The following is a 12,446-nucleotide window of genomic DNA, read 5'->3' as shown; positions in this document are numbered from 1 at the left end:
CCCCCCCCCCCCCCCGCCCCCCCCCCCCCCCCCCCCCCCCCCCCCCCCCCCCCCCCCCCCCCCCCCCCCCCCCCCCCCCCCCCCCCCCCCCCCCCCCCCCCCCCCCCCCCCCCCCCCCCCCCGCCCCCCCCCCCGCCCCCCCCCCCCCCCCCCCCCCCCCCCCCCCCCCCCCCCCCCCCCCCCCCCCCCCCCCCCCCCCCCCCCCCCCCCCCCCCGCCGCGCCCGCCCCCACCGTGCCCGACACCCCCGGGGACACCGACGAGATCGCCGAGAGCGGCGAGCACGACTCCCCCGTCGACGACTCCGACGAGCAGCAGGTCGTGCAGTCCGCCGGGGCCCGCGCGGCGAAGAAGGCAGGACGGCGATGAGCCAGACGTCCCCGGGCGATCAGGTCGACCAGGCGCTGGCCGACGAGGGACTGCCCACCCCGCAGGTCGTCATCGAGCCCGACGCCGACCGGCTGGCCCGATCCGTGGCGTCCGCGCTCGTCGCGCGGCTGGCCGCCGCCCAGGCAGTGCACGGCACCGCCTCGGTCGTGGTCACCGGTGGTGGGATCGGCACCGCGGTGCTCGAGCGGGTGGCGGACCTCGTCGCCGAGCCCGAGCACGCCGTCGTCGACTGGACGGCGGTGGACGTGTGGTGGGGCGACGAGCGGTTCGTCCCGGCCGACTCCGACGACCGCAACGAGCTGGGGGCGATGCGGACCCTGGTGCTACCGGCGGGCATACCGCCGGAGCGGGTGCACGCCATCCCGTCGTCCGACGCCGGGTTCGACGAACCCGAGGACGCCGCCGCCTGGTACGCCGAGCAGCTGGCCCTGGCAGCACGGGAGGCGGCCGGGGAGAGCGCGACGCTCCCCCGGTTCGACGTGCTGCTGCTGGGCATGGGGCCCGAGGGCCACGTGGCGTCGATCTTCCCCGACTCCCCCGCCGCCCGGGACGAGCGGCCGGTGGTCGCGGTCCGCGACTGCCCCAAGCCCCCGCCGACCCGGGTGAGCCTGGGCTTCTCCGCGATCACCTCCGCCGAGGAGGTGTGGCTGCTGGTCAGCGGCGAGGGCAAGGCCGAGGCGGTCGCCCGGGCGCTCTCCGGTGCCACCCCGCTGGAGATCCCGGCAGCCGGGGCGCGGGGGAAGCGCGCGACCCGCTGGCTGCTCGACGCGGCGGCCGCGAGCCGGCTCCCCCGCGACTGACGTCGCGTCCGACGACGGAGGCCCCAGGTGCGAGTGCACCTGGGGCCTCCGTCGCTCAGGCGCCCCGGCGGGTGCGCAGCCGGGTCAGCGCCTCCTCGAGGAGCGCGTCACCGTCCTCGTCGGAGCGACGCTCCCGCACGTAGGCGAGATGCGTCTTGTAGGGCTCGGTGCGGGGCGCCGGCGGCGGGTTCTGCTGGTCGGTCCCGGCCGGCAGCCCGCAGCGCGGGCAGTCCCAGGTCTCGGGCACCTCGACGTCGGCCGCGAAGGCGATCCGCGACTCGTGCCCGTTGGCGCACCAGAAGCCGGCCCGGTGGCGCGGGGCCGCCTCACCGCGCTCGGCCTCGCCCATCGGTCCAGCACCCACGCGGCTGCCCCGGATCGCGTTCCCACCAGCCATGAACGGCCCCCTGACGTCGGCTCCGTGACGGTGACGAGTTGATCACCGCGCGGGCAGTCTAGGGCCTGGCGGGCGTTGCACAGGTCACGATGCGGACACCGTCGGTACCGGCACGCGATCGAACGGCCGACTGCCCATGACGGCGACGGACCGCCGGCCCCGTCCGGCGGCTCGCCCCGAGTGTGCGAGGGGAACGGGGCTCTCGCTCAGGCCTTGATCAGGATGCCCAGGGCGACGATGCAGACCGTCCAGAGGACCCCGAAGAGCACCGTGACCCGGTTCAGGTTCTTCTCCACGACCGAGCTGCCGGCGAGCGAGGAGGCGGCCGCGCCGCCGAACATCGACGACAGCCCACCGCCCTTGCCGCGGTGCAGCAGGATCAGCACGATCAGCCCGATGCTGAGCAGCACCAGCAGGACGTTGAGGGCCGTCTCGATCACAGTTCGTCTCCTGTCCCGTGGACCGGGGGTGTGGGGGGCGTGCACCCCAGCCGTCGGGGGCTCTCGACCTACCAGCCTAACCGATGCCGTCCGGCCGCTCCCCACGCCGACGGCCGCCGACGTCCGGCAGTCGTCAGCGCACGCCCGCGGTGACCACGTCGTAGCCACCGTAGGGCTGCATGACCAGGCCGTTGCGCAACCGCTGCCCGGCCAGCAGCTGGACCCGGTTCTCCGCCAGCGGCACGTAGGTGCCGGTCTCGTCGACAGCGCGCACGACCTGACGCCACGCGTCGGCCGCCACCGCCGGCTCCACCGCCGCCCGGGCCGCGTCGATCAGCCCCTTCACCTGCGGGTCGTCCAGCCGGGCGTAGTTGGTGTTGCCCACTGGGCGCAGCGACCGCCCGTCGACCAGCGGGACCAGGAAGGACGCCGGCGTGGGGAAGTCCGCGGTCCAGGTGGCCAGCACCAGGCCGTAGCCGCCGGCGGTGACCGCCTCCCGGTTGCCGATGTCGGTGGCGTAGTAGGTGGCCGGGTCGAGCGGGCGGACCTCCGCCTGGATGCCCACCTCGGCGAGCTGCGCGGCGACCACACCGGCCATCTCCACGATCGTCGGCACGTCCGGCACCGCGAAGACCGTGCTGAAGCCCTCCGGGCGACCGCACGAGGCCAGCTTCTCCCGCGCCAGGGACAGGTCCGGCTCCGTGTCCTCGTCCTCCGGGCCGCCGTCCAGCGCGCGCGGCCACAGCGTGGACGTGCGGACCACGTTGCCCGCCCCACCCAGGGCCTCCTGCACCTCACGCCGGTCGATGACGGCGGCGACCGCCGCGCGGCACTCGGCGTTGTCCATCGGCGCCACGGTGGTGGGCAGCGCCAGCAGGCGCAGGGACCCCGTGGTCACGTCGTCGATCCGGCCCTCCAGACCGCGGTCCTCGAGGCGGGCGGCGGTGGCCTGCTGCACGCCCGTGCCCGACAGGTCGACGTCCGCCGAGCCGGCGAGCAGCGCCTGGTCCCGGGCGAGGCTGGACAGCCCGCTGCGCACCACCACACGGTCCGGCAGCGCCGTGCGGACGTCGTCGGTGGCCGGGTCCCACTCCGGGTTGCGCTCGAGCACCACGCCGGTCTGGGCGTCCACCGAGGCCACCGCGTAGGGACCCGAGGAGATCGGGTCGGCGCCGTAGTCGCCGGCGGTGTCGTTCTCCACGGGCACCGGGCTGCTGGAGGGCAGCGCCAGCACGAACGGGAAGTCCGGCGTCGGCGTGGTCAGGGTGAAGACGACCGTCCGGTCGTCCGGCGTGGCGATCGCCGGCAGCCCCAGCCGGTCGGGCGTCTCGTCCTGGTAGGGCCCCGCGTAGGGGTCCGACCGGTCGTCGAGCAGGTCGACGACATAGGTGGGCCCCCCGACGACGACGTCGGAGGCGAAGGACCGCTCGATGCCGTACTTGACGTCGCGGGAGGTGATCGGCCGTCCGGTCTCGAACCGCACGCCCTCCCGGAGGGTGAACGTCCAGGTGCGGCCGCCGTCGGTGGTCGTGCCGAGGTCGGTGGCGAGGTCGGGCACCAGCTCGTCGGTGCGGCCGGGCTCGGAGGAGTACGTGACCAGGGTGCGCACGTAGAGGCGCATCAGGTTCCAGACGCCGGGCACGTAGGAGCGCTGCGGGTCCAGGCTGTCGATCTCGCCGGCCACCAGGCGGAGCGTGCCGCCGGTCTCGTCGGAGGGGCTCCGCACCTCGGCGACGCCGCTGTTGGCCTCACCGCTCTGGGTGGGCACCCCGGCCACCCCGGTGTTCCCGGTGCCGCACCCGCTGAGGACTGCGAGGGCGAGCAGCGCCGCCAGCACGACGGCCGGCCGCGCCGCGCCCTCTCGGGTGCGGCGACGGACCGGCCGTCGGTCGTTGCTGTGCATCACCGTGGTGCTGCTCCGCCCGGGTCGGTGCCGGCGGCGGTCAGCTCCCGTCGGCGGCGTGTCGGCAGATCGATGCGAACTCGTCAGCGTCCAGGCTGGCACCGCCGACGAGCGCTCCGTCGACGTCCGGCCCGGCGAGGATGCCGGCCGTGTTGCCGGCCTTCACCGATCCGCCGTAGAGGATACGGACGCGGGCGCCCGTGTCGGCGCCGAAGCGCTCGGCGAGCCGCGCCCGCAGCGCCGCACAGACCTCTTGCGCATCGGCCGGGGTGGCCACCTCGCCGGTGCCGATGGCCCACACCGGCTCGTAGGCGATCACGATGCCCGGGCCCGCGCCCTCGGCCCCGGCGACCTGCTCGGCGGTGAGGCCCGCGAGGGCCGCGTCGAGCTGGGCCGTGCAGTGCGGCACCTGGGCACCGGCCCGGCGGACGTCGAGCCCCTCCCCCACGCACAGGATCGGCGCGATCCCGTGCCGCAGCGCGGCCTGCACCTTGGCCGCCACCACCGCGTCGTCCTCACCGTGCAGCGTGCGCCGCTCGGAGTGGCCGACCAGGACGTACCGGCAGGCCAGCGCGGCGAGCATCGTCCCGCTCACCTCACCGGTGTAGGCCCCGGAGTCGTGCGCCGAGACGTCCTGGGCGCCGTAGCCGATCTCCAGCTTGTCGCCGGCCACGAGCGTCTGCACGCTGCGCAGCGCGGTGAACGGCGGGACGACGACGACCTCGGCCGCCTCCAGCTGCTGCTCCTTCAGCGAGAAGGCCAGCTTCTGCACCAGGCCGATGGCCTCCAGGTGCGTCAGGTGCATCTTCCAGTTGCCGGCGATCAGCGGGCGGCGCCCCTCGCGGACCGGGCGGGTCTCCCTGGTGCGCGCCATCAGTCGGCCAGCACCGTCAGGCCGGGGAGCGCCCGGCCCTCGAGGTACTCCAGCGACGCGCCGCCGCCGGTGCTGATGTGACCGTAGGCGGCCTCGTCGAGACCGAGCTGCCGCACCGAGGCGGCCGAGTCGCCACCGCCGACGACGGAGAGCCCGTCGACGCCCGCCACCGCCTGGGCGACCCCGCGGGTGCCACCCTGGAAGGGCGCCAGCTCGAACACGCCCATCGGGCCGTTCCAGAACACCGTGTGCGCTCCGGAGAGCGCCTCGGTGAAGAGCTCGACGCTCTTCGGGCCGATGTCCAGGCTCATCTCCTCGGCCGGGATCTCGGTGGCCGGGAGCACCCGGGTCGGCACGTCCGCGCTGAACTCCGGGGTGACGACGACGTCGACCGGCAGCACGATCCGGTCGCCGGCCTCGGCCAGCAGTCGGCGGCAGGTGTCGACCTGGTCGGCCTCCAGCAGCGAGGTCCCGACCTCCAGACCCCGGGCGGCGAGGAACGTGTAGGTCATCCCCCCGCCGATCAGCAGCCGGTCGACCTTCGGCAGCAGCGCCTCGATGACGCCCAGCTTGTCGCTGACCTTCGACCCGCCGAGGACGACCACGTAGGGACGCTCGGGGCTCTCGGTGAGCCGGGTGAGCACCTCGAGCTCACGGGCGACGAGCCGGCCGGCGGCGTGCGGCAGCCGTTCCGCGACGTCGAACACCGAGGCGTGCTTGCGGTGCACCGCGCCGAAGGCGTCGTCGACGTAGAGCTCGGCCAGGCCGGCGAGCCGGTCGGCCAGCTCGCCGCGGACGGCGTCGTCCTTGCTGGTCTCGGCCGCCTCGAAGCGGACGTTCTCCAGCAGCAGGACGTCGCCGTCGCCGAGCGCGGCCGCCCTGGCCGCCGCGTCCGAGCCGGCGACGTCGGCGGCCAGCGGCACCTCGGTGCCGAGCAGCTCACCGAGCCGCGCCGCCACCGGGGCCAGCGAGAACTGCGGGTCCGGCTCGCCCTTGGGCCGGCCCAGGTGGGCCGCGACGACGACCCGGGCGCCGGCCTCGCGCAGCGCCTGGATGGTGGGCAGGCTGGCCCGGATCCGGCCGTCGTCGGTGATCTGCCGGGTGACCTTGTCCAGCGGGACGTTCAGGTCGGCGCGCAGCAGCACGCGCCGACCCGACACCCCGTCGGCGATGAGCTCGTCGACGGAACGCATCAGAGCTTGCTGCCCACCAGCGCGACGGAGTCGACGAGGCGGTTGGAGTAGCCCCACTCGTTGTCGTACCAGCCGACGACCTTGACCTGGTTGCCGAAGACCTTGGTCAGGCCGGCGTCGTAGATGCAGGACGCCGGGTCGGTGACGATGTCGGAGGAGACGATCGGCGCGTCGGTGTAGACCAGGTAGGGCGCCAGCGGGCCGGCGGCGGCCTCGCGGTAGGCGGCGTCGACCTCCTCGACGGTGACCTCACGGGACAGCGTGACGGTGAGGTCGGTGGCCGAGCCGGTCGGCACCGGGACGCGCAGCGCGTAGCCGTCGAGCTTGCCCTTGAGCTCCGGGAGGACCAGGCCGATGGCCTTGGCCGCACCGGTGGAGGTGGGGACGATGTTCAGCGCGGCGGCGCGGGCGCGCCGGAGGTCCTTGTGCGGGCCGTCCTGCAGGTTCTGGTCGGCGGTGTAGGCGTGGATCGTGGTCATCAGGCCGCGCTCGATGCCGAAGGCGTCGTTGAGCACCTTGGCCAGCGGCGCCAGGCAGTTGGTGGTGCAGGAGGCGTTGCTGATGATCGTCTGCGAGCCGTCGTACTGCTCGTGGTTGACGCCCATGACGATCGTCAGGTCGTCGCCGGTGGCCGGCGCGGAGATGACGACCTTCTTGGCGCCGCCGGAGTCGACGTGCTTGCGGGCGTCGTCGGCCTTGGTGAAGAAGCCGGTGGACTCCACGACGACGTCCACGCCCAGCTCGCCCCAGGGCAGGTTGGCCGGGTCGCGCTCGGCCAGCACCTTGATGGTCTTGTCGCCGATCTTGATGCCGTCGTCGACGACCGAGACGTCCTCGGCCAGCTTGCCCAGGATGCTGTCGTACTTGAGCAGGTGGGCCAGCGTCTCGTTCGTGGTCAGGTCGTTGACCGCGACGATCTCGATGTCCTGACCGCTGGCGGCAGTTGCCCGATAGAAGTTGCGGCCGATCCGGCCGAACCCGTTGATCCCGACCCGTACCGTCACTGCGGACCTCCCAGACCGTGTTGCCCTACCGGGCCGGTCGGCCCAGCGGCACCGTGGGCCGCGCGTGCGCACGGCCACATTCCGCGCACACCCTATCGGCCCGTCACGAGCGGCCCGACGCCCCTGGGGGTGGTGGGCGGGGCACTCGTGAATACGTCAGCGACGTCTTCCCGACCTGGTCAGGAAGACGTCGCTGACGTCTGTGCAAGGACCCCGCCCCCCTCAACCCTCGCAAGCTCGGGCTGAGCCTCTGGACGGGGCCGAGGCAGCAGCAGTCCCTTTGCTATTGCGCGAGCATGTCGTCGGTGACGACGGATTCCGTGTCGGGGATGCCGAGGTCCTTGGCCCGCTTGTCGGCCATCGCCAGGAGACGCCGTATGCGCCCGGCAACAGCGTCCTTGGTCATCGGCGGGTCGGCGCGCTGGCCGAGCTCCTCCAGCGAGGCCTGACCGAACTCCAGGCGCAGCCGCCCGGCGACCAGCAGGTGCTCCGGGGCGTCCTCGCCGAGGATCTCGAGAGCTCGCTCGACCCGGGCGCTCGCGGCGACCGCTGCGCGCGCGGAGCGGCGCAGGTTGGCGTCGTCGAAGTTGGCCAGCCGGTTGGCGGTGGCCCGGACCTCGCGGCGCATCCGCCGCTCCTCCCACGCCAGCACCGCGTCGTGCGCGCCCATCCGGGTCAGCAGCGCCCCGATGGCGTCGCCGTCACGGACGACGACCCGGTCGGTGCCGCGGACCTCGCGCGCCTTGGCCGCGATGCCGAGCCGGCGGGCCGCGCCGACCAACGCCATGGCCGCTTCGGGGCCCGGGCAGGTCACCTCCAGCGAGGAGGAGCGCCCCGGCTCGGTCAGCGACCCGTGGGCGAGGAAGGCACCACGCCAGGCGGCCTCGGCGTCACCGATCCCCCCGGAGACCACCGACGGCGGCAGTCCGCGGACCGGCCGGCCCCGCTGGTCGACCAGGCCGGTCTGCCGGGCCAGCCCCTCACCGTGCTTGGCGATCCGCACGAGGTAGCGCACCCCACGGCGGATGTTGCCGCCGGCGAGCACGCTGACCCCGCTGGTGTAGCCGTAGACCTCGCTGATGTCGCGGCGCAGCCGGCGGGCCACCGAACCGGTGTCCAGCTCGGCCTCGATCACCACCCGGCCGCCCACGATGTGCAGGCCCCCGGAGAAACGCAGCAGCGCCGTCACCTCGGCCTTGCGCTCGGACGTCCTGGTGCACTCCACGCGGGAGAGCTCGTCCTTCACCATCGCCGTCATCGCCACGTCGTCCACCCCCGTGCCCGCACGGAGCGACCGGTCCTCGTGCATCCCGTCATCGCCATCAGCGGTGTTCCCTCTCCCCCAGGTGTGCCGGCCGACCACCGGTGCCCCGGTGCCCGACTCCCCGCCGCCCGCTCACCGGGCACCGACCACGGAGGCCAGTGCGGCGGCGAGCCGCGCGGGGTCGTGCTGTGGTGTTCCGTCGGACGCGGCGACCGGTGCCAGCACCAGTTCTGCCCCGCATCCCTGCACAGCAGACAGCAGACCACGCCGGTCAACAACTGCAGCGGCATCAGCAATCACCGTGTGCAACGACACGCCTCCCAAATGTGCCTGCAGCACGGCGAGGTGTTCCTGGGGCGAGAAGCCGTCGGTCTCTCCCGGCTGCGGCTCCAGGTTCAGCACGACGACGACCCGCGCCGGGCTGTCCACCAGCGCCGCCCGCAACCGGGGCACGAGCAGGTGCGGCAGCACCGAGGTGTACCAGGAGCCGGGCCCCAGGCACACCACGTCGGCGCGGGCGATCGCCGCCAGCACCGGCTCGGGCACGGGCGGGTCGGCCGGCGAGACCTGGATGTCCTGGACCCGCCCCGGGGTGGAGGCGATGGCGACCTGGCCGCGGATGCGCCGGGTCTCCTGCGGGTCGTCGGGGTCGGTGCTCGCCACCGTGGCCACCAGGTCCAGCGGGACCTCGGCCATCGGGAGGACCCGGCCCCGGGCACCCAGCAGCTCCTCCAGGAAGCCCAGGGCGCGCACGCTGTCGCCGCCGTGCATCTCGGCCAGCCCGGTGAGCATCAGGTTGCCCACCGGGTGGCCGGCGAGCACCCCGCTGCCGCCCAGGCGGTGCTGCAGCAGCTCGGCCACCTGCCGGGCCCGCCCGTCGTCGCCGGCGAGCGCCGCCAGCGCCATCCGCAGGTCGCCGGGGGGCAGCACCGGCATCTCGCGGCGGATCCGCCCCGAGGAGCCGCCGTCGTCGGCGACGGTGACCACCGCCGTCAGGTCGTCGGTCAGCCGCCGCCAGGCGGCCAGCGACGCCGCCAGGCCGTGCCCGCCCCCGAAGGCCACGACGCGGAGCGGTGCTCCGGCCGGCGCCACCACTACTCGCGCCCCAGGTCGCGGTGCCGGGCCGTGGCCGACACCCCCTGCGCGGCGAGTCGGCGGGCGAACTCCTCGGCGATCGCGACGCTGCGGTGCTTGCCGCCCGTGCAGCCGACCGCGAGGGTCAGGTAGCGCTTGCCCTCACGCTGGTACCCGGGCAGCAGCAGGTCCAGGACCCGCATGTACCCGTCGAGGAACTCCGTCGTGTGGTCCTGTCCGAGCACGTAGTCGCGCACCTCGGGATCCCGCCCCGTCCGCGACCGCAGCTCCGGCACCCAGTGCGGGTTGGGCAGGAACCGGGCATCGACGACGAGGTCGGCGTCCAGCGGCAGGCCGTACTTGAACCCGAAGCTGAGCACCGTGGCCACCACCTGCGGCGGGGCACCGTTCTCGACGAACGCCGCCTCCAGCGTGTCGCGCAGCTGGTGCACGTTCAGGTCGCTGGTGTCCACCCACAGGTCGGCCTCCCCGGCGATGCCGGTGAGCAGTTCCCGTTCCGCCCCGATGCCGTCGATGAGCCGGCCACTGCCCTGCAGCGGGTGCTCGCGACGCACCGACTCGTAGCGCCGGACCAGCACCTCGTCGCGGGCGTGCACGTAGACGACCCGGGGGCGGTGCCCGGCGTCGGCGAGCAGCCGGATCGCCTCCTCCAGGTCGCTGGAGAACGCGCGGCTGCGCACGTCGACGACGGCGGCGAAGCGGCGCAGGTCGCCCCGGGCACCGAGCTCGACCATCGGCGCCAGCAGCGCCGGCGGGAGGTTGTCGACGACGAAGAAGCCGAGGTCCTCGAGCACGCGGCCGGCGCTGTTCTTGCCCGCGCCGGACAGCCCGGTGACGACGACGACGTCCAGCGGGGCGGTCTCGGTGGCGGCGCCGTCCGCGGACGGCGGGACGTCGGACTGCGGCCCCGCGGGGGCGCGGTGGTCGGCCACGCTCATGCCCCGGCCCCGGTCTCGACCCCTGCTCCGGTGGCCGGCCGAACCCGGCCCACCTCCGCCATCTCGCCGGCGTCCGCACCCGTGACCGGCGGCGACCCCGGCGCCGGCTCCACGTCCGGCTCGGGGTCGGGCGCGGCGCCCGCCGGCGCAGCCGGCTCGGCGACCGCGGCGAGGACGGCCTCCGCGGTGCGCCGGCCGATGCCGGGCACCGCGGTGAGCTCCTCGACGGTCGCGGCCCGCAGCCGCTTGAGCGATCCGAACTGCTTCATCAGTGCCTTTCGCCGCGTCTCGCCCAGCCCCGGCACGTCGTCGAGGAGGGAGACCAGCATCGTCGTGGATCGTCGCTGCCGGTGGTAGGTGATCGCGAACCGGTGGGCCTCGTCGCGCACCCGCTGGAGCAGGTAGAGGGCCTCCGAGGTGCGCGGGAGGATGACCGGGTCGGGATCGTCGGGCAGCCAGACCTCCTCCATCCGCTTGGCCAGCCCGCACACCGCGACGTCGACGATGCCCAGCTCGGCCAGGGAGCGGCTGGCTGCGGCCACCTGCGGGGCGCCACCGTCGACGACCAGCAGGTTCGGCGGGTAGGCGAACCGCCGTGGGCGGCCCTCCTCGGCTGCGACGCCCTGCTCGTCGCGGCGGTCGGCCTCGTCCTTCAGGTGCCGGGCGAAGCGCCGCCGCACGACCTCGGCCATCGCGGCGGTGTCGTCGGTGCCCTGGGCGACGGAGAACCGCCGGTAGTCGGACTTCTTCGCCAGCCCGTCCTCGAACACGACCATGCTGGCCACCACGTTCGTGCCCTGGACGTGCGAGATGTCGATGCACTCGATGCGCAGCGGGGCGTCGGGCAGGTCCAGCGCCTCCTGGATCTCCGACAGGGCCAGGGACCGGGCTGTGAGGTCGCTGGCCCGCTTGACCCGGTGCCGGGCGAAGGACTCCTTGGCGTTGCGCTCGACGGTCTCCATCAGGCTGCGCTTGTCGCCACGCTGGGGCACGCGCAGGGAGACCCGGGAGCCGCGCAGCTCGCTGAGCAGCTCGGCGTAGACCTCGGCGTCGTCGGGGAGCTCGGGGACGAGCACCTCCCGGGGCACCGAGTCACCGACCTCGCCGACGCCGGTCTGCTCGTCGACCCCGCCGTAGACCTGCAGCAGGAACTGCTCGACCAGCTGCCCGGTGGTGACGTCCTCGACCTTGTCGATGATCCAGCCGCGCTGGCCGCGGACCCGGCCCCCGCGCACGTGGAAGACCTGGACGGCGGCCTCCAGCTCGTCCTGCGCGAACGCGACGACGTCGGCGTCCGTGCCGTCGCCGAGGACGACGGCCTGCTTCTCCAGCGCCCGCCGGAGGGCACCCAGGTCGTCGCGCAGCCGGGCGGCCTTCTCGTACTCCATCTCCTCGGCCGCAGTGGCCATCTCCCGCTCGAGCCGGCGGATGATCTGGTCGGTGCGACCGCCCATGAAGTCGCAGAAGTCGTCGACGATCTCCCGGTGCTCCTCGGCGCTGACCTGGCCGACGCAGGGCGCGGCGCACTTGCCGATGTAGCCGAGCAGGCAGGGCCGGCCGATCTGGCTGGCCCGCTTGAAGACCCCGTTGGAGCAGGTGCGGGCCGGGAACACCCGGGTGAGGGTGTCCAGCGTCTCGCGGATCGCCCACGCGTGGGCGTAGGGGCCGAAGTAGCGGACTCCCTTGCGCTTGGGGCCGCGCATCACCTGCAGCCGCGGGAACTCCTCGTTCAGCGTCACGGCCAGGCTCGGGTAGCTCTTGTCGTCGCGGTACCGGACGTTGAACCGCGGGTCGAACTCCTTGATCCAGTTGTACTCGAGCTGGAGCGCCTCGACCTCGGTGCCGACGACGGTCCACTCCACGCTGGCGGCGGTGGTGACCATCTGCCGGGTGCGCGGGTGCAGCCCCCAGACGTCGGCGAAGTAGCTGTTCAGCCGCTGCCGGAGGCTCTTGGCCTTGCCGACGTAGATGACCCGGCCGGCCGGGTCGCGGAACTTGTAGACCCCCGGGTCCTCCGGGATGCTGCCGACCGCCGGTCGGTACGTGGACGGGTCGGGCATGCCCCCAGGTTATGTCGACACGCCGACGGTCCGGCGTCCCACCGGCGACCTGCGGGAATGCCGCCGGTCGCCCTGCCCTCCCCCGGTCA

Annotated in this window: 12 protein-coding genes; 2 read left to right on the top strand and 10 right to left on the bottom strand. The window is 74.3% G+C overall.

Features of this window, described 5'->3' with window-relative positions:
• The first annotated feature begins 233 nt into the window (after nucleotides 1–233).
• Both ACI795_RS18195 and pgl read left to right on the top strand, forming a co-directional pair.
• On the top strand, nucleotides 234–368 hold the full coding sequence (locus ACI795_RS18195; RefSeq protein ID WP_457076989.1) for a hypothetical protein: 135 nt from the start codon (nucleotides 234–236) through the stop codon (nucleotides 366–368).
• Nucleotides 365–1,189 (top strand): 6-phosphogluconolactonase, encoded by an 825-nt coding sequence (gene pgl, locus ACI795_RS18190; RefSeq protein WP_457076988.1) that lies wholly within the window; start codon nucleotides 365–367, stop codon nucleotides 1,187–1,189. The genes ACI795_RS18195 and pgl overlap by 4 nt, the downstream gene beginning before the upstream one ends.
• A 55-nt stretch (nucleotides 1,190–1,244) precedes the next feature.
• Here the strand turns inward: pgl and ACI795_RS18185 are convergent, their stop codons facing one another.
• The 10 genes from ACI795_RS18185 to uvrC form a co-directional block, all read right to left on the bottom strand.
• A complete protein-coding gene (locus ACI795_RS18185; protein WP_457076986.1) occupies nucleotides 1,245–1,586 on the bottom strand; it encodes an RNA polymerase-binding protein RbpA in 342 nt (113 codons plus the stop codon).
• Between the two features lie 206 nt (nucleotides 1,587–1,792).
• On the bottom strand, nucleotides 1,793–2,026 hold the full coding sequence (gene secG, locus ACI795_RS18180) for a preprotein translocase subunit SecG (protein WP_457076985.1): 234 nt from the start codon (nucleotides 2,024–2,026) through the stop codon (nucleotides 1,793–1,795).
• 133 nt (nucleotides 2,027–2,159) lie between these two features.
• Nucleotides 2,160–3,929 (bottom strand): ABC transporter substrate-binding protein, encoded by a 1,770-nt coding sequence (locus ACI795_RS18175; RefSeq protein WP_457076984.1) that lies wholly within the window; start codon nucleotides 3,927–3,929, stop codon nucleotides 2,160–2,162.
• Between the two features lie 40 nt (nucleotides 3,930–3,969).
• Nucleotides 3,970–4,803 carry a triose-phosphate isomerase gene (gene tpiA / locus ACI795_RS18170; protein ID WP_457076983.1) on the bottom strand — a complete coding sequence of 278 codons (834 nt, stop codon included), beginning with the start codon at nucleotides 4,801–4,803 and terminating at the stop codon, nucleotides 3,970–3,972.
• Nucleotides 4,803–5,996: a phosphoglycerate kinase gene (locus tag ACI795_RS18165; RefSeq protein ID WP_457076982.1), complete on the bottom strand. Its 1,194-nt coding sequence runs from the start codon at nucleotides 5,994–5,996 to the stop codon at nucleotides 4,803–4,805. Before ACI795_RS18165 ends, tpiA begins: the two co-directional genes overlap by 1 nt.
• On the bottom strand, nucleotides 5,996–7,000 hold the full coding sequence (gene gap, locus ACI795_RS18160; RefSeq protein WP_457076981.1) for a type I glyceraldehyde-3-phosphate dehydrogenase: 1,005 nt from the start codon (nucleotides 6,998–7,000) through the stop codon (nucleotides 5,996–5,998). The genes ACI795_RS18165 and gap overlap by 1 nt, the downstream gene beginning before the upstream one ends.
• A 283-nt stretch (nucleotides 7,001–7,283) precedes the next feature.
• A complete protein-coding gene (gene whiA / locus ACI795_RS18155; protein WP_457076980.1) occupies nucleotides 7,284–8,309 on the bottom strand; it encodes a DNA-binding protein WhiA in 1,026 nt (341 codons plus the stop codon).
• An 87-nt stretch (nucleotides 8,310–8,396) separates the two neighbouring features.
• On the bottom strand, nucleotides 8,397–9,326 hold the full coding sequence (locus ACI795_RS18150; RefSeq protein ID WP_457076979.1) for a gluconeogenesis factor YvcK family protein: 930 nt from the start codon (nucleotides 9,324–9,326) through the stop codon (nucleotides 8,397–8,399).
• Nucleotides 9,327–9,358: 32 nt separating this feature from the next.
• A complete protein-coding gene (gene rapZ, locus ACI795_RS18145; protein ID WP_457076978.1) occupies nucleotides 9,359–10,297 on the bottom strand; it encodes an RNase adapter RapZ in 939 nt (312 codons plus the stop codon).
• The gene (uvrC, locus tag ACI795_RS18140) at nucleotides 10,294–12,357 is read right to left on the bottom strand and encodes an excinuclease ABC subunit UvrC (RefSeq protein WP_457076977.1); all 2,064 of its coding nucleotides are present in this window, start codon (nucleotides 12,355–12,357) and stop codon (nucleotides 10,294–10,296) included. The genes rapZ and uvrC overlap by 4 nt, the downstream gene beginning before the upstream one ends.
• Between the last annotated feature and the right edge of the window lie 89 nt (nucleotides 12,358–12,446).

The organism is Modestobacter sp. SYSU DS0290, assembly GCF_054050955.1.
Note: the sequence above shows the minus strand (reverse complement) of the source record. Positions and strands in the feature narration are given on the sequence as shown.

Bases quoted from the DNA above. Each gene is read 5' to 3' on its own strand.
- pgl (WP_457076988.1), top strand. From the start codon at position 365: ATGAGCCAGACGTCCCCGGGCGATCAGGTCGACCAGGCGCTGGCCGAC.
- ACI795_RS18185 (WP_457076986.1), bottom strand. From the start codon at position 1,586: ATGGCTGGTGGGAACGCGATCCGGGGCAGCCGCGTGGGTGCTGGACCG.
- ACI795_RS18175 (WP_457076984.1), bottom strand. From the start codon at position 3,929: ATGCACAGCAACGACCGACGGCCGGTCCGTCGCCGCACCCGAGAGGGC.
- tpiA (WP_457076983.1), bottom strand. From the start codon at position 4,803: ATGGCGCGCACCAGGGAGACCCGCCCGGTCCGCGAGGGGCGCCGCCCG.
- ACI795_RS18165 (WP_457076982.1), bottom strand. From the start codon at position 5,996: ATGCGTTCCGTCGACGAGCTCATCGCCGACGGGGTGTCGGGTCGGCGC.
- whiA (WP_457076980.1), bottom strand. From the start codon at position 8,309: ATGCACGAGGACCGGTCGCTCCGTGCGGGCACGGGGGTGGACGACGTG.
- rapZ (WP_457076978.1), bottom strand. From the start codon at position 10,297: ATGAGCGTGGCCGACCACCGCGCCCCCGCGGGGCCGCAGTCCGACGTC.
- uvrC (WP_457076977.1), bottom strand. From the start codon at position 12,357: ATGCCCGACCCGTCCACGTACCGACCGGCGGTCGGCAGCATCCCGGAG.